The sequence below is a fragment of the Pseudomonas sp. 43(2021) genome, from assembly GCF_017490805.1.
GTDB lineage: Bacteria > Pseudomonadota > Gammaproteobacteria > Pseudomonadales > Pseudomonadaceae > Aquipseudomonas.
Genome location: NZ_JAFGYJ010000039.1, coordinates 1 through 20328 on the forward strand (window position 1 = coordinate 1; position 20328 = coordinate 20328).

The window sequence follows — 20328 nt, forward strand, 5'->3', positions numbered from 1 at the left end:
CTCTCGCCAAAGTGGAACGGTGAATGGCAGCTTGTGCTCCCACACGTGCTCAAGGCACCTCTGGCATTCAGCTTGCCATTCACCGCTCTCACTCCAGATTCTAATCCCCTCTCAAGACACAAGCGGCCTTGTGTCGCGATGGGCTGCAGAGCAGCCCCAGTGGCTTGAATCAGAAGTCGAAGAAGACTGTCTCCCCTTCCCCCTGAATACGGATATCGAAGCGATACGCCGTCTTCCCGTCCACCTCACAACGCTTGGCCACCAGGGTCTCGCGCCGCTGCGGCTGCTCGATCAGGTTGAGCACCGGGCACTTGGCATTGGCCTCGGCCTCATCATCGAAATACAGGCGCGTGTGCAGGTGGATGTTGATCCCCCGGGCAAACAGGCTGATGTTGATGTGCGGTGCCATTGGCACACCGGCGGCGTTTTTCACCACGCCTGGCTTCACCGTATGCGCCGTCCACTCACCCGCGTCAAAGGTGGTAGCCGTGCGGCCAAAGCTGTTGAAGGCGTTTTCCAGGTTGTAGGCATCCTGGTACTCACCGTTGGCGTCGGCTTGCCAGAGCTCCAGGAACGAGTCCCGCACCAGGTGGCCATTGCCGTCATACACATGGCCGATCAGCAGAATATGCTCGCCGGGCGCATCCGGCTTGGCCAGGCGGTTCCAGATTTCCTGGTCGCGGGTCGGGTTGCCGGCCGCTTCCAGGGCCAGGCCGATGTGCACGTAGGGGCCGGCGGTCTGCGAAGGGGTTTCCGGCAGCAGTTCGATTGGCATGGCGGGGTCCTCAGCAGTTTTCGAAGTGGGTCTTGCGCTGGCCACGCAGCACGATGTCGAAGCGGTAGGCCAGGCAGTCCATCGGGTTGGCGTTGCTCATGTCGAGCTTGGCGATCAACTGCTGCACGGCTTGCGGGTTGGCGATCGACTTGACGATCGGGCACATCGGGATCAGCGGGTCACCCTCGAAGTACAGCTGGGTGATCAGCTTGGTGGCGATCGACGGGCCACTGATGGCGAAGTGGATGTGCGCCGGGCGCCAGTCGTTCGGGCCGTTGCGCCATGGGTACGGGCCCGGCTTGATGGTGCGGAAGCTGTAGTAGCCGTCACGGTCGGTCAGGCAGCGGCCGACGCCACCGAAGTTCGGGTCCAGCGGTGCCAGGTAGCGGTCGTTCTTGTGACGGTAGCGGCCGCCGGCGTTGGCCTGCCACATTTCCACCAGGGTGTTCGGTACTGGCTTGCCGTACTGATCGACTACACGGCCGGCGACGATGATGCGCTCGCCGATCGGCAAGCCGCCGTTATTGAAGTTCAGCAGCAGGTCATGGTCATGGGCGCCGAAGCCCAGGTGGGAAAAGTCCGGACCGGTGGTTTCGCTGATCGACTGCGGGATGCTGACCAGCGCCTGGCGCGGCGAGCGGGCAATGGACGTCTTGTAGTCAGGCGTAAGGGCTTTCGGGTGCCAGTTGCGATCACGGATCACAAAGCGGCTGTTGTCCTGGGCGGGCATGCCGGTTTCCTCTCTTGGAATTATGGAAATGCGAGGGGGGCTTCTACGAAACCCTGTCGCGGGCAAGCCCGCTCCCACATGCAGTTTCAGGCAGGTAGCGCGCAATGAATATTGAAATCAGGCATTTCAAACATAACCATTTGGTTATGGATAAACACCTTGGCCTGACACTCGCCGCTGTCGTGGACTAATCTTTGCCTTCTTGTTTCAAGCTCCGGAGAACATTCATGGAATGGCGAAAAGGCCGACGCAGCGACAATGTGGTCGATGCCCGAGGTGAAGGTGGTGGCGGCGGCATGCGTTTCGGCGGCGGCAAGGGGCTGGGGCTTGGCGCAGTGCTGCTGATTGTCGGCATCGGTTGGCTCACCGGCCAGGACCCGTTGCAGATTCTCGGCCAGCTCGCCGGCCAGATGGAGCAGCAGCAACAGCAGGTGCCCAGCGGTGCGGGTGGCAAGGCCCCGCCGGCCAACGACCAGCAGGCCGAGTTCGTCGCCTCGATCCTGGGCGATACCGAAGACACCTGGAAAGCCCTGTTCGCCGAGGGCGGCAAGCAGTACCGCGACCCCAAGCTGGTGCTGTTCAGCGGCCAGGTCAATTCGGCCTGTGGCTTTGCCTCGGCGGCGGTGGGGCCGTTCTACTGCCCGGCGGACCAGCGGGTTTACCTGGACATGTCGTTCTTCCGCGAAATGGAAACCCGCTTCGCCGCCGCCGGCGACTTTGCCCAGGCCTACGTGATCGCCCACGAAATCGGCCATCATGTGCAAACCCTGCTGGGCGTGTCGGCCAAGGTCGATGCCGCGCGCCGCAGTGGCCAGCGCATGGAAGGCGACAACGGCCTGCTGGTGCGCCAGGAGCTGCAGGCCGACTGCCTGGCCGGCGTATGGGCCTACCAGGCGCAGAAGCGCCTGAACTGGCTGGAGCCGGGTGACGTCGAAGAGGCGCTGAACGCGGCCAATGCCATTGGCGATGACCGCCTGCAGCAGCAGGGCCGCGGCCGCGTGGTGCCGGACTCCTTCACCCATGGCACCTCGGCGCAGCGGGTGCGCTGGTTCAAGGCCGGGTTTGCCGAGGGTGAGGTGAACCGCTGCGATACCTTCAGTGCGCGCAACCTCTAAGGCTTCATGGGGCTGCCATGCAGCCCCAATCAAGTCAGTTACAAATCTGCTGAAAAAGCGTTTCAGCTTCCCCCATCACTGCCGATAACCCCTGCACGAGTCAGCAGGCATCCAGAACAACAACGCCTGGCGATCGACGATCAAGCGAGCGAAAAAAATTTCTGGAGAGCGTGCATGAACAACTGGTTCGCCAACATCAGCGTCAACCTCAAACTCGGCCTGGGCTTCGGCCTGGTACTGATTCTCACCGGCCTGCTGGCCCTGACCGGCTGGACCAGCCTGGGCAGCCTGATCGACCGCAGCAACTGGATGGGCGATATCGGCCAGCTCAACAAGGACCTGACCGACCTGCGTATTGCGCGCCTGCAGTACATGATCGCCAACGGCGACGATGCCGCCGCCGCCAACACCCAGGCCAAGCTGGACGCCTTCAGCAAGCAGCAGGCCTACCTGGCCAGCACCTTCAAGAGCCCGGAAAACATCAAGCTGCTGGGTGAGCTGGGCGAAACCATCAGCGCCTACAAGGTGTCGCTGAACAAAATGCGCCAGGGCTACGACGCCACCCGCACCGCGCGCACGGCCATGGACGGCTCGGCCAGCCGCGCCGACCAGGCCATGGACATCCTCAGCCAGGAAGTCATGGCACGCCCCGAAGCCGACAGCGTGCGCCTGGCCCAGTACCAGCTGATCAGCAAGGCTCGCCAGCAACTGCTGCAGGTACGCATCGACGTCCGCGGCTACATCGCCGACAACAGCGCCACCAACGAGCAGGCCGCCCTGCGCCAGCTGGACGCGGCCCTGGCCGAAATCGACAACCTCAAGCGCCAGCTGCCCGCCGAAGACACGCGCGTGCAACAGTTCGAAGGCTCGGTGCTGGCCTACCGTGACGCCGTGCGCCAGTTCCGCGATGCAGTCGCCAACATCACCACTGCGCGCGCCGAAATGACCGTACAGGGTGCCGACATCGTCAAGCGCAGCGACGCGCTGTACCAGATCCAGCTGCAGCGCCGCGACATCGAGAGCACTCAGGCGCGCAGCCTGCAGACCATCGCCACGCTGCTGGCGCTGCTGGTCGGCGTACTGGCGGCAGTGCTGATCACCCGGCAGATCACCCGCCCGCTGCGCGACACCCTGGTGGCGGTGGAAAAGATCGCCAGCGGCGACCTCACCCAGCAGTTGCGGGTTACCCGCCGCGACGAACTGGGCGTGCTGCAGCAGGGCATCGCGCGCATGGGCAGCACCCTGCGCGAGCTGATCAGCGGCATCCGCGACGGCGTCACCCAGATCGCCAGCGCCGCCGAGGAACTGTCGGCGGTGACCGAGCAGACCAGCGCCGGCGCCAACAGCCAGAAGGTCGAGACCGACCAGGTGGCCACCGCCATGCACGAAATGGCGGCCACCGTTCAGGAGGTGGCGCGCAATGCCGAGCAGGCATCGCATGCTGCCACCGGTGCCGATGACGAAGCCCGTGCCGGCGACCGCGTGGTGGGTGAGGCGATTGGCCAGATCGAGCGCCTGGCCGAAGACATGCACCGCTCCACCGAGGCCATGAACCTGCTGCAGCAGGAAAGCCAGAAGATCGGCAGCGTGATGGACGTGATCAAGTCGGTGGCCGAACAGACCAACCTGCTGGCGCTGAACGCGGCGATCGAAGCGGCGCGTGCCGGCGAGGCCGGGCGTGGCTTTGCCGTGGTCGCCGATGAAGTGCGCGGCCTGGCCCAGCGCACGCAAAAATCCACCGAAGAGATCGAAGAGCTGATCGCCAGCCTGCAGCACGGCACCCAGCAAGTGGCTACGGCCATGCACGGCAGCCGCACCCTGACCGACAGCAGCGTCGAGCTGGCGCGCAAGGCCGGGGCTTCGCTGGAGAGCATCACCAGCACGGTATCGAGCATCCAGTCGATGAACCAGCAGATTGCCGCAGCGGCGGAGCAGCAGAGTGCGGTGGCGGAGGAGATCAGCCGCAGCATCCTGAATGTGCGCGACGTGTCGGAGCAGACGGCGGCGGCCAGTGACGAGACGGCGGCATCCAGCGTGGAGCTGGCGCGGTTGGGTGGGCAGTTGCAGACGCTGGTCAGCCAGTTCCGCGTCTGATCCTGGAATTCGGGGCCGCTTTGCGGCCCATCGCGACACAAGGCCGCTCCCACATTGATCGGCGTACGCAGGTCTTTGTGGGGGCGGCCTTGTGTCGCGAAAGGAGGGCACAGCCCTCCCAGCGATGGAACAGGTATTACTTGACGATCATCCCTACCCCACGCCCACGCGGATCGGAAGCGGTCTCCAGTTTCGTCCCATCCACCCGGATCGCCTGGATATCCCCCATCTCCCAGCCCTGGTCCTCCAGCACATAGCCCATCTTCTTCAGTTCATCAGCCACAGGCCCGGTCAGGGGTGCGTAGCTGTCGAAATAGATGGTGTCCTTGGGCAGCAACTGATGGTGCACACGTTGTGCCGCCACTGCCTTGTCCAGCGGCATGCCGTAGTCGTACAGGTTGTTCATCACCTGGAAGATCGAAGTGAAGATCCGCGAGCCACCCGGGGTACCGATGACCAGTTCGACCTTGCCATCGCGGGTCATCAGGCTGGGGCTCATGGACGACAGCATGCGCTTGCCCGGCGCAATGGCATTGGCATCGCCGCCCACCACGCCAAAGGCATTCGCCGCCCCCGGCTTGGCGCTGAAATCGTCCATCTCGTCGTTGAGCAGGAAGCCGGCGCCTTTCACCACCACACCACTGCCGTAGTCGAGGTTGAGGGTGTAGGTGTTGCTGACCGCGTTGCCCTGTTTGTCGACGATCGAGAAGTGCGTGGTCTGGTGCGGCTCCAGGCCCGGTTTGACCTGGTCAGTGTCGGAAATCGCTTTCGGGTTGACCTGCGCGGCGCGCTTGGCCAGGTAGTCCTTGGCCACCAGCTGGTCCACAGGCACTTTGGTGAAGGCCGGGTCGCCGAGGTAGTCGGCGCGGTCGGCGAATACGCGCTTCTCGATCTCGGCCAACAGGTGGATGTACTGCGCCGAGTTGTGCGCCACCCCCTTGAAGTCCGCCGCGCGGTTTTCCTTGATGCCCAGCAGCTGGGCCAGGGCGACGCCACCGGAGCTAGGTGGTGGCGCGGTATAGACCACGTTGCCACGCCAGCTCACGGCCATCGGCTCACGCCATACGGCCTTGTAGTCCTGGAGGTCTTGCTTGGTGATCAGGCCCTTGTCGGCCTGCATCTGCGCCACCAGCAGGTCGGCGGTCTTGCCCTGGTAGAACTCGCTCACGCCCTTGTCGGCAATGCGCTCCAGGGTCTGGGCCATTTCCGGTTGCTTGAACAGCTCGCCAACCTTCATGTTGCCGAAGTAGTCGTTGAAATTGGTCGCGGTCTTGAACATGCCTTGGGCATCGTTGCGGTACTGGTACTGCTTTGCCGCCACCTTGAAGCCGTTTTTCGCATAACCGATGGCCGGGGTCAGCAGTTCGCTCCAGGGCAGCTTGCCGAACTTCTGGTGCGCCTCCCACAACCCCATCACCGTGCCAGGTACGCCAGCAGCGCGTGCCCCGACCAGGCTGAGGTTCTCGATGACCTCACCCTTGTCGTCCAGGTACATGTTGCGCGTGGCGGCCTTGGGCGCGACTTCGCGGTAGTCGAGGAAGTAGGGTTTGCCGTCGACGAACAGGGTCATGAACCCGCCACCGCCGATGTTGCCGGCCTCCGGATAAGTCACCGCCAGGGTGAACGCCGTGGCCACTGCCGCATCCACCGCGTTGCCGCCTTTCTTGAGGATGTCGGCGGCCACCTGTGCACCATATTGATCAGGCGCAGCCACCGCGCCGCCCTCCAGGGAGGCGGCATAAACCGAGGAACCGCTCAGGATCGCGGCTGCGAGGGCAAGGTACTGGAACGGAACAATACGCATGACACTTCCTTGGTGTTGTTTTTGTTGAGCGTTCAGTAAGGCCGAAGCGCTTCGACTGTGCAATCAACCGCAGGAAGTTTCGCCGCCTGTGGACAGGATCTGTCGCGTTCAGGCAACTCAGCTGGCGTACATCGCCAACTTGCGCTGGATGAAATCGAGGAAACACTGGATACGCAGCGCCAGCTGGGTGTTGCGGTAATACACCGCATGAATCGGCTGGCGGTAGCCGTTGTTGGCTTCGCTCAGCAACACCTGCAGGCGCCCGGTGCGGATGTCCTCGTGGGTCATGAAGTGCGACAGGCTGACAATGCCCTCGCCGGCCAGCGCCAGTTGGCGCAAGGTTTCGCCGCTGGAGGCGATCAGCGACGGGCGGATGCTCCAGCGGTCACCCTGGGCATGGCGCAGAGGCCAGTGGTTGAGCGATTCGGGCTGGCTGAAGCCGAGCAGGCAGTGGTTGGCCAGGTCCTCGACCCGCTGCGGTGTGCCGTGCTGTTCGAGGTAGGCCGGGCTGGCCAGCACCTGTACCGGGCTGCACCCCAGGCTGCGCGCGTGCAGGCTGGAGTCGGCCAGTTCGCCGATGCGAATCGCCACATCGGTGCTCTGCTCCAGCAGGTCGATGATCAGGTCGTCGGTATTGAGCTCCAGTTCGATGCCAGGGTATTGGCGGCGGAACTCGCCGATCCACGGCAGGATGGCATGCAGCATGAACGGCGCGGCAGCGTTGATGCGCAGGCGCCCGGTGGGGGTCTGGCGGTTCATCGACAGGCGCTCTTCCATCTCGTCCATCTGCTCCAGGATCAGCCGCGCGCGGTCGAGGAAGAAACGGCCCTCCTCGGTCAGGTCCATGCGCCGGGTAGTACGGTTGACCAGCGTGGTGCCCAGCTTGCCCTCCAGGCGCGACAGGGTGCGGCTGACGGCAGACGGGGTCTGGCCTATCTGCTCGGCAGCGGCGGAAATCGAGCCGCTGTCGATGACGGCGACGAATACCTGGAGTTCTTCGGATCGGGTTTTCACATTTGCGCCTGTGGTTGGTCTCTGCAGGGATTAGATAGCCGCTTGTCGAGGCCAAGTCCAGCGGTGCCTGTACGGGCCTCTTCGCGGGTGAACCCGCTCCCACAAGTGCTGCGCGGTTCTCAAAGACTGTGGAGTACCTGTGGGAGCGGGTTTACCCGCGAAGAGGCCGGCACAGGTAAACCTTACCGTGCCGTGCCAAATACCTTGTCCAGGTGCGCCTCATAGGCCGCCAAGGCAGCCGGCACATCCGGCCGCTTCATCACATCCACCGCCAGGAAAGTCGGCAGCCCGGTCATGCCGAGGAACTGGTTGGCCTTGTGGAACGGGAAATACACCGCATCCACACCCTTGCCCTCGAAGAAATCGCTCGGGTCGTCGAATGCCTGCTGCGGCGCATTCCAGGTCAGCGAAAGCATGTACTGCTTGCCATGCACCAGGCCACCGCTGCCGTACTTCTGCGAGTGGTCCGCACGGGTACGGCCATCGTTGGCATACAGGCTGCCGTGGCCTGCAGTGAACACGTCATCGACGTATTTCTTTACGGTCCATGGGGCGCCCATCCACCAGCCTGGCATCTGGTAGATCACCACATCGGCCCAGAGGAACTTCTCCACTTCTTCCCGGGCGTCATAGCCACCGTCGATGAAGGTCTGGCGCACATCGAACCCGGCCCGGTCCAGATGAGCGATGGCCGCTTCATGCAAGGTCGCGTTGAGGCGACCATCGGAATGAGCGAACTGTTTACCACCGTTGAGCAAAAGGATCTTTTTCATGCGCGCCTCGCGGAAAATTCAGGCCGGCAGGTTAGGGGCTCGCGGGCACGGGATACAGGCATGCAGGGGCAAAATACAATTGACTTCAAGTCACGAATAAACAACACATTATTGCATTAGAATCGCATCACTTCCCATCACCGAGTAGCGACCCATGAGTGAGCAGTACGCCTTCATCCTCAAAGCCAAGACCCGCCCGGAAATGGCTGAAGCGTTCGAAACCCTGTTCCGCGCTTACGTCGAGCCAAGCCGCCAGGAGCCGGGCTGCATCGAGTACCACATGCTGCGCGACAAGCAGGACCCGAGCCTGTTCGTATTCTTCGAGGTGTGGGCCGACAAGGCCGCGCTGGATGTGCATTCGGCACTGCCGCACATGACCGCGTTCTTCGAAAAGCGCATGGACTACCTGGAGCGCGATTTCGACATCCAGATGATCGACATGCTCAGCGCCTCAAGCGCTAGCCGCTGATCAGCAGATGGCCGCCGAGTGCGGCCAGGCCGATGAAGAAGCACCGTTTGAACAGCAACGCGCTGATACGCTGACGCAGCCACTGGCCGGCCAGCATGCCGAGCAAGGCCGGCGCCAGCATCAGCAGCGAAGCACCCAGTGCCTGGCCACCCAGGGCATCCTGCCCGGCCAGGCCAATGGCCAAGGCCAGCGTCGAAACCGTGAACGACAGGCCCAGGGCCTGGATCATCTGCTCCCGGCTCAAGCCCAGGCTCTGCAGGTAGGGCACCGCCGGCATCACGAATACCCCGGTCGCTGCCGTGACCACGCCCGTAACCAGCCCGCAAAGCGGCCCCAGCCAACGCTCCCGCCCCGGCGCCAGGTGCAAGCCCGGGCCGACCAGCCCGTACAGCGCATACACCAGCAAGGCCGCGCCCAGTGCATGCACGGCCCACGGGCCGCTGTTGATCCCCAGCCAGGCGCTGCCCAGCACGGTACCGACGAAGATCATCGCCAGCATTGGCCCCAGGCGCACCAGCAACTCCCGCAGGTGCCCGCCGCTGGCCAGCTGCCACAGATTGGTGAGGGTCGAGGGCACGATCAGCAACGCCGCAGCCTGCGCCGGTTGCATAGCCAGGCCCAGCAGGCCCATGGCGATGGTCGGCAGGCCGAGGCCGATCACCCCTTTCACCGCGCCGGCCAGCAGGAAGGTCATTACCACCAGCAGCGACAGCGCTGGGCCAATGTTCTGGTAGAAAGCTAGCAAGGTATTCATGGGCCGATGATGGCGTGCGCCGGCCAGGCTGAAAATCTGCCATATACTCAGCCAGACTCTTGCCAGGACAGAGCCACATGCATTTCGACCTGATCGACCTCAGGCTGTTCCAGCACACCCTGGAGTGCGGCAACATCACCGCCGGCGCCAGCCGCAGCCATCTGTCACTGGCGGCAGCCAGTGCGCGCATCCGTGCCATGGAGGCATCGCTGGGCATCCCTTTGCTGGACCGCAATCGCCGTGGCGTGCAACTAACTCCGGCCGGGCAGGCGCTGCTGCAGCATGCCCGGTTGATAACGCAGCAGGTCGAACGCCTGCAGTTCGACCTGGGCCAGTACGCGCAAGGGCAGCAGGGCCAGGTGCGCCTGCTGTGCAACACGGCGGCGCTCACGGAGTACCTGCCGGAACTGCTGGCCGGCTACCTGGCTGAAAACCCCGGGGTCAGCGTGGATGTGCAGGAGTTGCCGAGCTTGCGCATCGTGCAGTCGATTACCCAGGGCATGGCAGACCTGGGCATCGTGTCCACCGCTGCCCCCAGCGAGCACCTGCAGACCCGGCCGTTTCGCGACGACCCGCTGGTGCTGGTAACGCCGCTGCGCCACCCGTTGGCCAGCGAGGTCGCACCCAGCTTCATCGATAGCCTGGCCCATGGCTATGTCGGCCTGGGGGCCAGTAGTGCATTGGCGTTGTACCTGGAAGAGCAGGCGCTGCGCGAAGGGCGGCGCATGCGGGTTCGGGTGCGGGCCGAGGGGTTCGATGGGGTGATCCGCATGGTCGCGGGCGGGGCCGGGGTGGGGGTGGTACCGCTGGCCGCGGTGAAGCGTTGGCAGGGGGTGCTGCCGTTGCACTGGGTGGCGCTGACGGAACCATGGGCCAACCGTCGGTTGCTGGTGTGTGCACGGGATTTTGCGGCATTGCCGGGGTATGCCGCAGGGTTGGTAACCACCCTCACCCGCTGACGGAGTGGATGGCACGGGCTTCGCCCGTGTTCGCGGGTGAACCCGCTCCCACAGGTATGCGCTGTCTCTCAGATTGACACAGTACCTGTGGGAGCGGGTTTACCCGCGAAGAATGCTCACACACAATGGTGCCCTAACGACCCACCGAAAAGGACTTTCCAGTGGCATCGATCTACCAGCTCAAACCGCGCTTCCAGGCCCTGCTCCGCCCAGCAGTCCAGCGCCTTTACGACCGCGGTGTCAGCGCCAACCAGGTCACCGTCGCCGCGGCCCTGCTGTCAATCCTGCTGGGCCTGCTGCTGGCCGCCCTGCCCCATCTCACCTGGCTGTTCATTCTGGTACCGGTCTGGATGCTGCTGCGCATGGCGCTGAACGCCGTCGACGGCATGCTCGCCCGGGAGTTCGGCCAGCAATCCACCCTCGGCGCCTACCTCAACGAACTCTGCGACGTGATCGCCGACGCTGCGCTGTACCTGCCCTTCGCCCTGCTGGTCGGTGTATCGCCAACCTTGGTCGTACTCGTAGTGCTCAGCGCCACCTTCAGCGAATACGCCGGTGTCATGGGCCCGCTGGCCGGCGCTTCAAGGCGCTACGACGGGCCCATGGGCAAGAGCGACCGGGCCTTTGCCTTCGGTGTGCTGGGCACCGGTGTCGCCTTCGGCCTGCTGAATGGCACCTGGGTCAACGGCTTGTTGCTGGTCATCCTCGCACTCTCGCTCTATACCCTCTACAACCGGGTTCGCCAAGGGCTGGCCGAAACCCGCTGAGCCCACTGCCGTCGCAAAAGGATGTCGACCATGCGCCAAGCGCAAGCGCTGCACTTCTCCACCCATGACGGCGTCGAGCTGCACTACCGTCACTGGCCTGCCACCCGCAACCAACACCAGCCACGCCGGGCCGTGGTGATGTTCCACCGCGGCCACGAACACGGCGGGCGCATGGCCCACCTGGCCGATGAACTGGACATGCCAGGCTACGATTTCTTCGCCTGGGATGCCCGTGGCCACGGCCAGTCGCCGGGCGCGCGCGGCGACAGCCCGGGGTTCGCCACCAGCGTGCGCGATGTGCAGACCTTCATCGAGCATATCCAGGCCCGCCACGGTATCGCCGAACAGGACCTGGTGGTGCTGGCGCAGAGCGTCGGGGCCGTGCTGGTCGCCACCTGGGCCCACGACTACGCGCCCAAGGTGCGCTGCCTGGTGCTGGCCTCGCCAGCGTTCAAGGTCAAACTGTACGTGCCGTTCGCCCGCACCGGCCTGAAGCTGCTGAAGGCCCTGCGCGGCAACTTCTTCGTCAACAGCTACGTCAAGCCTCGCCTGCTTACCCACGACCCTGAGCGGGTCATGTCGTACGTGGCCGACCCGCTGATCAGCCGGCCGATTTCGGTGACCATGCTGCTGGGCCTGTACGAAGCCGCCGACCGGGTGGTGGCGGACGCCCAGGCCATTCAGCTGCCGACCCAGCTGCTGGTATCCGGTGCCGACTTCGTGGTCGAACGCCAGCCGCAGGAACGCTTCTTCGAACGCCTGGGCAGTGCGCGCAAGGAAATGCACATCCTGCCAGGCTTCTTCCATGACACCCTTGGCGAGCGTGATCGGGCCCATGCCCTGCGGCGCATCGAGCGGTTTGTCGAACATTGCTTCGCCAGCCCCGCCGCCCTGCCATCGCTGCTCGATGCCGACAAGACCGGCGCCAGCTGCGCCGAGGCCGAAAGCCTGGCCGCACCGCTACCGCGCAACTCGCCCCGCGACCTTTACTGGCGTGCTACCCGCGCCGGGCTACGCCTGGGCAAAGGGCTGTCCGAAGGGGTGAAGCTGGGTTTCGACACCGGTTTCGATTCGGGCAGTACCCTCGACTACGTGTACCGCAACCAGCCGACCGGCAAAGGCAAGCTCGGCCGCCTGGTCGACCAGAACTACCTCAACGCCATCGGCTGGCGCGGCATCCGCCAGCGCAAGCTGCACGTAGAGGAACTGCTGCGCCTGGCCATCGCCCACCTGCGCGAACAGCAACGACCGGTGCACATTGTCGATATCGCCGCCGGTCATGGCCGCTACATCCTCGAGGCCCTGCAGGAACTCGAACAGCTGCCGGACTCGGTCCTGCTGCGCGACTACAGCGAACTGAACGTGCAGCAAGGCAGCGCACTGATCGCCGAAAAGGGCCTGGCCGACATCGCCCGCTTCGTCCACGGCGATGCCTTCGACCGCCAGAGCCTGGCCACCCTGGAACAACCTCCGACCCTGGCCGTGGTCTCCGGCTTGTACGAGCTGTTCGCCAGCAACCAGTTGGTGGGCAACTCGCTGGCGGGCCTGGCGGACGCGCTGGAGGATGGCGGCTACCTGGTCTACACCGGCCAGCCGTGGCACCCGCAACTGGAAATGATCGCCCGCGCCCTCACCAGCCACCGCGGCGGCGAAGCCTGGGTGATGCGCCGCCGCAGCCAGGCCGAAATGGACCAGCTGGTAGAGGCGGCGGGCTTCCGCAAGCTGGCCCAGCGCATCGATGAATGGGGCATTTTCAGCGTCAGCCTGGCACAACGGGTGCGCTGAATGAGCCCATCACGCGAGCCAGGGCTGATCCGCCGAGGCGTGTTCTGGCTTCTGCTGCTGGGGCCGCTGTTTTTCCTCAGCTACGGGTTGGCGAACAATCACACGGCCGGGCGCAGTGATGTCGGCAGCCTGGTGTTTGGCTGGGAACGCAACATGCCGCTGTGGCCGTGGACGATCATCCCGTACTGGTCGATCGACCTGCTCTACGGCTTGTCCTTCCTGCTGCCGTGCACGCGCCAGGAAATGGACCGGCATGCGCTGGCGCTGCTCACCGCGCAACTGATCAGCGTCAGCTGCTTCCTGCTCTGGCCGCTGCGCTTCACCTTCGAGCGGCCGGAACTGGGCGGGGTATTCGGCTGGATGTTCGATGTGCTGATGGGCTTCGACCAGCCGTTCAACCAGGCGCCTTCGCTGCATATTGCCCTGCTGGTGATCATCTGGACGATGTTTGCCCGGCACGTGCAGCGCCAGCCCTGGCGTTGGCTGATGCACGGCTGGATGGCACTGATCGGGGTATCGGTGCTGACCACCTGGCAGCACCATTTCGTCGACGTTCCCACAGGGGCATTGGCCGGGTTTGTCTGCGTCTGGTTGTGGCCATATCGGGGGCCGCTGCCCTGGCAGCAGGTAAGCCTTGCGCGGGATGCCAAGCGTTGGCGGTTGGCGTTGTTCTATACAGTGGGTGGGCTGCTGTGCGCAGTGCCTGCCGTTACGTTCGGCGGTACCTGGCTGTGGTTGAGCTGGCCGGCCGTGTCGCTGGCTTTGGTGGCGCTGAACTATGCCATGCTCGGCGCAGGCGGGTTCCAGAAAGGCGCCGATGGGCGCTTGTCGAATGCAGCCAGCTGGCTGCTGGCGCCGTACCTGGTGGGGGCGTGGGTCAATTCGCGGCTATGGACCTGGCGGCATCCGCAGGCGGATGAAGTGTGTGATGGCGTCTACCTGGGGCGGATTCCAGGGCATGGCGCGCAGTTCGCTGCTGTGGTCGATTTGTGTGCAGAGCTACCGTGCATTGTTGGCCGCCCTGTCGCAGACACTTGTGGGAGCGGCCTTGTGTCGCGAAAGGGCGCTCCCACAGGGTCCGCGTCAGCCGGTCAGGCAGCGCATGGCTACGCATGTTTTCCTACCCTGGACCTGATCGCCCCGGAAAGCCCATTGCTGCACCAGGCCGCCATCGCCATCGAACGCCTGCGCTCCCAAGGCCCGGTACTGGTCTGCTGCGCCCTGGGCTATTCGCGCAGCGCCAGCGCCGTGGCCGCCTGGCTGGTACTCACAGGCCGCTGCAGTGATGCTCGCCAGGCCGAAGCGCTGATCCGCAAGGCCCGCCCCGGCGTGGTCCTGCACAGCGCACATCGCCAAGCCTTGCAACAGCTAGGGACACAACCATGACGCTGTATGTGGTGGCCAGCCTGCTGGGCCGTGGCAAACAACTGGAACGCCTGTCGGACGGCCTCACCTTGCTGGCCCTGGCCTACGGCCTGGCGCCCTTGCTGGTTGCCCAGTTGCAACCGCTGGCCAGCCTGCTGTGCATTGCGCTGCTGGTACTCGGCGTACTGCACAAGTACTGGGCCATCCGCGTCGCCGTGGATGCCGAACTGTTCGCCTACCTGGCCGCTAGCCGCGACCTGGCGGCAGACACCCAGGCCCTGGACCGCGCCTTGTTCGAGCTGAAACTCAAACCGCAGGCCGCCGACGCCCGCGCCTGGCCTGCCCGCAGCCAGGCCGCGCTGGCCCTGTTACGCCGCCAGGCAGTGTGCCTGGGCCTGCAGCTGTCGCTGGCGCTGGCTACCCTGCTGACACTGCCTTTGAAGGGATGACTACCGATCCATGCTCGCCAACCTGACCGCCTACCTCATCACTTCCGCCGCCCGTCTGATCACCGGCGCCCGTGCCCTGTGGCTGGGTTGTACGCCGCTGCCAGTGCAGCGCCTGTACTTCGCCAACCACAGCAGCCATGGCGACTTCGTACTGCTGTGGGCCTCGCTGCCACAGCCGCTGCGCAAGCGTACCCGTCCGGTAGCCGGTGCCGATTACTGGGCCAGGCCGGGCATTCGCGATTTTCTTATCCGCAAGGTCTTCAATGGTGTGCTGATCAACCGACAGCACAGCGCCGGCCAGGGCAGCCCGTTGCAGCCGATCCTCGAAGCCGTGGCCCAGGGCGACTCGCTGATCTTCTTCCCGGAGGGTACCCGCAATCTCGGCGACGAGCCGCTGATGCCGTTCAGGAGTGGGCTGTACCACCTGGCAGCAGCCAACCCCGACGTCGAGCTGGTGCCGGTGTGGATCGCCAACCTGAACCGGGTGATGCCCAAGGGCCGCGCCCTGCCATTGCCGTTGCTGTGCACATTGAGCTTTGGCGAACCGCTGCACCTGCAGCCGGATGAAAGCAAGCCAGCCTTCCTCGAGCGGGCCAGCCAGGCCCTGCTCAACCTGGCCCCCAAGGATGCCTGAGATGGACGACAACACCCTTTCCCTGTTCGCCGGCATCGGCGCCCTGCTGCTGCTCGCCAGCGTGATCGGCCGCCTGCTCAAATGGCGCGCCGGCCCGGCCCCGCACGCGGTGATCGACAACCTCAACGCCCGCATCAACGCCTGGTGGGTGATGGTGCTGGTGATTGGCATCGCCTTTGTGTTCGGCAAGTACGGCGTGATCGTGCTGTTCTACGGCGTATCGTTCTACGCCCTGCGCGAGTTCATGACCCTCACCCCGACCCGGCGCAGTGACTACCCGGCACTGGTGGCGGCGTTCTATGTGGCACTGCCGGTGCAGTACGTGCTGATCGCCATGGACTGGTACGGCCTGTTCAGCATCTTCATCCCGGTGTACCTGTTCCTGTTGCTGCCGATCCTGGCCAGCTTCGGCGGCGACACCACGCGCTTTCTCGAGCGCGCCTCGAAGGTGCAGTGGGGGCTGATGATCGCGGTGTACTGCGTGTCATCGGTGCCGGCATTGATGACCCTGGACATCCCGGGTTACGAGGGCCGCAACCTGCTGCTGATCGCCTGGCTGATCCTGGTGGTGCAGATCAGCGACGTGCTGCAGTACGTGTGCGGCAAGCTGTTCGGCAAGCACAAGGTGGCGCCCAACCTGTCGCCGTCCAAGACCGTCGAAGGCCTGGCCGGTGGCGTGGCCCTGGCCACCCTGATCGGCGCGCTGCTGTGCTGGATCACCCCGTTCACCTTCTGGCAGGCCGCGCTGATGGCGCTGGCGGTAAACGCCATGGGCTTCTTCGGCGGGCTGGTGATGTCGGCGATCAAGCGCGACCGCGGGGTGAAGGACTGGGGGCACATGATCGAAGGCCACGGCGGCATGCTCGACCGTATGGATTCGGTGTGCTTTGCCGCGCCGGTGTTCTTCCACTTTGTGCGGTATTGGTGGGCTTAGTATGTGTTCACCTTTAGTTTTCTAGTGCCTGCAAGATCGAGCGCCGCCCGCGCGGCGCATCGCGAGCTGCGCTCGCTCCTACGTTTGTTTCGGGCCAATTATTCCTGGGGGATTTGCGCGCGAACGCTTTGGCGCATGGCTTGATATCGCGTCGTACAAACAAGGCGGTCGCGCGCACCTGTCATAGGCGTTACTGGCCCGAAACAAACGTAGGAGCGAGCGCAGCTCGCGATGCGCCGCGCGGGCGGCGCTCGATTTACGCATCACCTCAAAACTCAAGACTGACATCTGGTAGCCTTGAGCCTATCTTCCGACGAGCACATCGCCGGTTGCTAATTCCCACCACTCCGTGAAGAACGTTTACCCCCTGGGTATCCCCGATCGTTTCAACCGGCTACTTGAGGTACGACCGCAGCAACGCCGCCACCTTGTCCGCCTCGTCCTGCCGTTGCTCGGCACTTAGCCCGTCCGCCACCAGGTGTTCGCGGATATGCCCTTCCATCACTTCGGCCATCAGCCCGTTCACCGCGCCGCGCACGGCGGCGATCTGCTGCAGGATCGCCAGGCAGTCCTTGTCCTGCTCCAGCGCTGTCTCCAGGGCAGCGGCCTGGCCTTTGATCTTGCGCACCCGGGTCAGCAGTTGCTTCTTGCTCTTCAGGGTATGTGCCATTGGGTTCCACACCATGCTAGGTATACTGGGGTATAGTATATTTCTCGATGTTCCGGGAGCATGATAAACCATGGCGACACAAACCTCAGACCGCTGGCAGCACAGCCACCAGTTCCATACCAGCAACCTGGGCGCCGAGCGCAAGACGCGCCTGGCGGTGTGGCTGACCGCGGTGATGATGGTGGCGGAAATTACCGGGGGCTGGTTCTTCAATTCCATGGCGTTGCTGGCCGACGGCTGGCACATGAGTTCCCATGCCCTGGCCTTGGGCCTGTCGCTGCTGGCCTACGCCGCCGCTCGGCGCTATGCCGGCGACCGGCGCTTTGCCTTCGGCACCTGGAAGATCGAGATTCTCGGCGGCTACTCCAGCGCCCTGCTGTTACTGGGCGTGGCCGGGCTGATGGCGTTCCAGTCGGTGGAGCGCCTGCTGACACCGGGGCCGATCCACTATGACGAGGCGATCTTCATCGCCGCCGTGGGCCTGGCCGTCAACCTGATCTGTGCCTGGCTGCTGCGTGACGACCATCACCATCACGATCATCACCACCATGGCCATGATCATCACCACGACCACGGCCACCATCACCACGACCTGAACCTGCGCTCGGCCTACCTGCATGTGATGGCCGACGCCGCTACCTCGGTGCTGGCGATCGTCGCCCTGCTGGCCGGCAAGTACTGGGGCGCCGGCTGGCTCGACCCGGTCATGGGCCTGGTCGGTGCGCTGCTGGTGGCGCTGTGGGCCCGTGGCCTGCTGCGCGATACCGGGCGGGTGCTGCTGGATGCGGAGATGGATGCGCCGGTGGTGGAAGAAATCCGTGAAGTGGTGGCGCAGCTGCCAGTGCCGGCCAGCATCACCGACCTGCACGTGTGGCGCGTGGGCAAGGACCAGTACGCCTGCATTCTCGGCCTGGCCGCCCGGGCCGAGCTCAGCGCCGACAGCGTGCGCATGGCCCTGGGCGTACACGAAGAACTGGCGCACATCACCGTCGAGGTCAACCGCCTGGCATAGCGCGACCAGACAGCTGGACGTCGAGCCCAGGCAACTGCGGCTCGGCCGATGGCCCTATGGTGACGAGTCATTCAGCCAGTCACCAGGAGTTGTGCCATGTCCGATTTCATCACCGTCCTGCGCGAAACCTGCCCGACACCGGTCGTGGACGCCACCAAGTGGAAGCGCATCGGCGGCGATCCGCACACCGTCAACCTCAACGCCTACCTGTCGGCCGACGGCAGCAAGATCATGGGCACCTGGATCTGCACCCCGGGCAAGTTCGAGGTCAACTACGAGAAGTGGGAGTTCTGCCACTTCCTCGATGGCTACTGCATCATCACCCCGGAAGGCGAAGAGCCGAAGCACCTGAAAGCGGGTGATGTGTTCGTGATCGAACCGGGGATGAAAGGCACCTGGGAAGTGGTCGAGACCGTGCGCAAGTACTTCGTCTTTGCCTGATTCATAAGCGGACCTTGGTTTGGGTCATGTGGGATGAGCGAAAATTCCCACATGACTCTGCTCGCAATTAAACATGATGACCAAAGGAACCAAGAGCTGAATAACAACCATCCTATTGCAAGGATAACAGTTACATTTTTTGACATATGAATTCAGCTTTCCCCCTTCATTTGTAGTCCATTTCTGAACTGCACCTCTTCATCCCCTGAAGCATTGCCCCCGATTCATCGCAGGCCTAGGCTCTGAAAATCAGCCGGGTCGCCGGGCAGCAATACCCAATTGATTCAATTGTCAGGGAGAAGAAAACATGGCTTTCGACGCCTACATTCAAATCGACAACATTCCAGGTGAAGCACTGGACGCGCAATACAGTAAATGGATCGAAGTGCTTGGCTACGACTTCGGGGTCAGCCAAAGCACATCCGCCACTGCAAGCTCCGCTGGCGGCGCTACTTCCGGACGGACCTCTGTCACCAACTTCACTTTCACCAAATACCTCGACAGTGCCAGTTGCAAACTGATGGAAGCCAGTTGCACCGGGCAACATCTCAAGGAAGTGAAACTGGCACTCTGCCGCGCGGGTGGTGACAAACTCAAGTACTACGAAATCATCCTTGAGGAAGTGATCATCGCCGAGTATTCGCAAAGCGTGGACACCGGCGTACCGCTGGAAGTGGTGCAGCTCAACTACGGCCGGATCAAGACCACCTATACCCAGCAACGCCGCATTGATGGCGCCGGTGGCGGCAATATCGCCGGCGGCTGGGACCGGATCGGCAACAAGAAATACGCGTGAGGACAAGGCTATGTCTGAAGCCCGGGCGTTTCTCAATCTCAAGCTGCAAAACTATCATAGGCTGAAATCCGACCTGGCGCTGACCGGTCATTCCCTGGAAAAGTTTGACGTGCTGAATTCGCACATCGCCAATACTGTGGTCCGTAGCGGTGAACTTATCATCATCGGCGATCCCACCACGGCTTCCTGCACCAGCCAGGAAGCCTGGATGATGAGACAGGCGACGATTGCGCACATGGGGCTGATGCGCAACGGCCAAGGTGTGGATAACTTTTTCCTGGACAATTTCGAGACCTTGAAGAGCCTCATCGCGCATGCATCTGTGGGCGCTGGTGTAGTCAGTGAAGGGTGGAGCAAGCACCTGAAAGCCATCGAGGCCACCTTGATGGATATCGAGAAGCTGCATCAACAGCATCTCGGGTCAGGGGCCATGGCGGCTCGCGATCAGTTCTATGCAAAGCGTGCCGTCTTGTTCATGAAGTTGGATGAGCAGCTGAACAAGCTGGCTGCTTACGGTTCCGGGATAAGGAACAAAGGCTCGATCAAAAGGACGCTGGGGATATCCACAAAGAGTTATTTGCATACCGGCGAGATTGCAGGATATGCCAACAAAGTCTCAGGCGTGGCGACGGCTGCTAATTTGATCAAGAAAGGAACGTATGTAGGGATTGCATTAGACGTCGCTGCCACGGGACTGGAGATACATAAAGCCTGTACGCTCGGACGCGAGGAGGAATGCAAAAAGGCGCATTATGTCGAGGTTAGTTCATTAACCTTGGGCTTGTTGGGTACTACTGCTGGGGCAGCCAGTGGCAAGCTTCTTCTTGGTGCTGCTTGCAGCGTGGTGTTTGGCGTAGCGACAGGTGGAACCGGAGCACTCGCTTGTGGGATATTCGGCGGTACAGTGGGGGGAATGGCAGGCGGAAAATTTGGGAATGAAGCAGGCGCCTGGGCTGGGGAACTTCTATACGAGGCAGTAGCAACATGA

General features: G+C 63.4%; 21 protein-coding genes. 14 read left to right on the top strand and 7 right to left on the bottom strand.

Going from position 1 to position 20328, the window contains the following annotated elements; genetic code table 11:
- Positions 1 to 169 precede the first annotated feature (169 nt).
- Together pcaG and pcaH are read right to left on the bottom strand one after the other, a co-directional pair.
- Positions 170 to 775, bottom strand: coding sequence for a protocatechuate 3,4-dioxygenase subunit alpha (gene pcaG / locus J5M71_RS24290; RefSeq protein WP_046616363.1), 606 nt, complete (start codon positions 773 to 775; stop codon positions 170 to 172).
- Between the two features lie 10 nt (positions 776 to 785).
- Positions 786 to 1505, bottom strand: a complete 720-nt coding sequence (pcaH, locus tag J5M71_RS24295) for a protocatechuate 3,4-dioxygenase subunit beta (protein WP_003251597.1) — start codon at positions 1503 to 1505, stop codon at positions 786 to 788.
- Positions 1506 to 1732: 227 nt separating this feature from the next.
- On the opposite strand from pcaH, the gene J5M71_RS24300 reads away from it, so the two are divergent.
- Both J5M71_RS24300 and J5M71_RS24305 read left to right on the top strand, forming a co-directional pair.
- Positions 1733 to 2620 (top strand): neutral zinc metallopeptidase, encoded by an 888-nt coding sequence (locus tag J5M71_RS24300; protein ID WP_207837835.1) that lies wholly within the window; start codon positions 1733 to 1735, stop codon positions 2618 to 2620.
- A 174-nt stretch (positions 2621 to 2794) separates the two neighbouring features.
- Entirely contained in the window at positions 2795 to 4714 is a 1920-nt protein-coding gene (locus J5M71_RS24305; RefSeq protein WP_207837838.1) for a methyl-accepting chemotaxis protein, read from the top strand.
- A gap of 136 nt (positions 4715 to 4850) precedes the next feature.
- On the opposite strand, the gene ggt is transcribed toward J5M71_RS24305, so the two are convergent.
- The 3 genes from ggt to J5M71_RS24320 form a co-directional block, all read right to left on the bottom strand.
- Complete coding sequence (ggt, locus tag J5M71_RS24310; RefSeq protein ID WP_207837841.1) at positions 4851 to 6518, bottom strand: gamma-glutamyltransferase; 1668 nt, start codon at positions 6516 to 6518, stop codon at positions 4851 to 4853.
- 117 nt (positions 6519 to 6635) lie between these two features.
- On the bottom strand, positions 6636 to 7532 hold the full coding sequence (locus tag J5M71_RS24315) for a LysR substrate-binding domain-containing protein (protein ID WP_207837844.1): 897 nt from the start codon (positions 7530 to 7532) through the stop codon (positions 6636 to 6638).
- A gap of 182 nt (positions 7533 to 7714) precedes the next feature.
- The gene (locus tag J5M71_RS24320) at positions 7715 to 8305 is read right to left on the bottom strand and encodes an NAD(P)H-dependent oxidoreductase (protein WP_063913417.1); all 591 of its coding nucleotides are present in this window, start codon (positions 8303 to 8305) and stop codon (positions 7715 to 7717) included.
- A gap of 154 nt (positions 8306 to 8459) precedes the next feature.
- Between J5M71_RS24320 and J5M71_RS24325 the strand changes: the two genes are divergently transcribed.
- On the top strand, positions 8460 to 8774 hold the full coding sequence (locus J5M71_RS24325) for a putative quinol monooxygenase (protein ID WP_063913418.1): 315 nt from the start codon (positions 8460 to 8462) through the stop codon (positions 8772 to 8774).
- Here the strand turns inward: J5M71_RS24325 and J5M71_RS24330 are convergent.
- Positions 8764 to 9528, bottom strand: coding sequence for a sulfite exporter TauE/SafE family protein (locus J5M71_RS24330; RefSeq protein WP_207837847.1), 765 nt, complete (start codon positions 9526 to 9528; stop codon positions 8764 to 8766). The genes J5M71_RS24325 and J5M71_RS24330 overlap by 11 nt on opposite strands.
- A gap of 77 nt (positions 9529 to 9605) precedes the next feature.
- Here J5M71_RS24330 and J5M71_RS24335 point away from each other — a divergent pair, with 77 nt between their 5' ends.
- The 7 genes from J5M71_RS24335 to J5M71_RS24365 all read left to right on the top strand — a co-directional run bounded on the left by J5M71_RS24335 (position 9606) and on the right by J5M71_RS24365 (position 16421).
- Entirely contained in the window at positions 9606 to 10487 is an 882-nt protein-coding gene (locus tag J5M71_RS24335; RefSeq protein WP_207837850.1) for a LysR substrate-binding domain-containing protein, read from the top strand.
- A gap of 161 nt (positions 10488 to 10648) precedes the next feature.
- Complete coding sequence (locus J5M71_RS24340) at positions 10649 to 11254, top strand: CDP-alcohol phosphatidyltransferase family protein (RefSeq protein WP_207837854.1); 606 nt, start codon at positions 10649 to 10651, stop codon at positions 11252 to 11254.
- 30 nt (positions 11255 to 11284) lie between these two features.
- Complete coding sequence (locus tag J5M71_RS24345) at positions 11285 to 13039, top strand: bifunctional alpha/beta hydrolase/class I SAM-dependent methyltransferase (RefSeq protein ID WP_207837855.1); 1755 nt, start codon at positions 11285 to 11287, stop codon at positions 13037 to 13039.
- Complete coding sequence (locus J5M71_RS24350; RefSeq protein WP_207837857.1) at positions 13040 to 14425, top strand: phosphatase PAP2/dual specificity phosphatase family protein; 1386 nt, start codon at positions 13040 to 13042, stop codon at positions 14423 to 14425.
- The gene (locus J5M71_RS24355) at positions 14422 to 14853 is read left to right on the top strand and encodes a hypothetical protein (RefSeq protein ID WP_207837859.1); all 432 of its coding nucleotides are present in this window, start codon (positions 14422 to 14424) and stop codon (positions 14851 to 14853) included. The genes J5M71_RS24350 and J5M71_RS24355 overlap by 4 nt, the downstream gene beginning before the upstream one ends.
- Positions 14854 to 14863: 10 nt before the next feature.
- Positions 14864 to 15487: a lysophospholipid acyltransferase family protein gene (locus J5M71_RS24360; protein ID WP_087503209.1), complete on the top strand. Its 624-nt coding sequence runs from the start codon at positions 14864 to 14866 to the stop codon at positions 15485 to 15487.
- A gap of 1 nt (position 15488) precedes the next feature.
- The gene (locus J5M71_RS24365) at positions 15489 to 16421 is read left to right on the top strand and encodes a phosphatidate cytidylyltransferase (protein ID WP_063913426.1); all 933 of its coding nucleotides are present in this window, start codon (positions 15489 to 15491) and stop codon (positions 16419 to 16421) included.
- 394 nt (positions 16422 to 16815) lie between these two features.
- Here the strand turns inward: J5M71_RS24365 and J5M71_RS24370 are convergent, their stop codons facing one another.
- Positions 16816 to 17091, bottom strand: coding sequence for a metal/formaldehyde-sensitive transcriptional repressor (locus J5M71_RS24370; RefSeq protein ID WP_207837861.1), 276 nt, complete (start codon positions 17089 to 17091; stop codon positions 16816 to 16818).
- 70 nt (positions 17092 to 17161) lie between these two features.
- On the opposite strand from J5M71_RS24370, the gene dmeF reads away from it, so the two are divergent.
- The 4 genes from dmeF (at position 17162) to J5M71_RS24390 (ending at position 20328) form a co-directional block, all read left to right on the top strand.
- Positions 17162 to 18103 carry a CDF family Co(II)/Ni(II) efflux transporter DmeF gene (dmeF, locus tag J5M71_RS24375; protein ID WP_207837868.1) on the top strand — a complete coding sequence of 314 codons (942 nt, stop codon included), beginning with the start codon at positions 17162 to 17164 and terminating at the stop codon, positions 18101 to 18103.
- A gap of 96 nt (positions 18104 to 18199) precedes the next feature.
- A complete protein-coding gene (locus J5M71_RS24380; protein WP_003258412.1) occupies positions 18200 to 18544 on the top strand; it encodes a cupin domain-containing protein in 345 nt (114 codons plus the stop codon).
- Positions 18545 to 18851: 307 nt separating this feature from the next.
- Positions 18852 to 19340: a type VI secretion system tube protein Hcp gene (locus tag J5M71_RS24385; RefSeq protein ID WP_207837871.1), complete on the top strand. Its 489-nt coding sequence runs from the start codon at positions 18852 to 18854 to the stop codon at positions 19338 to 19340.
- A gap of 10 nt (positions 19341 to 19350) precedes the next feature.
- Entirely contained in the window at positions 19351 to 20328 is a 978-nt protein-coding gene (locus J5M71_RS24390; RefSeq protein ID WP_207837873.1) for a hypothetical protein, read from the top strand.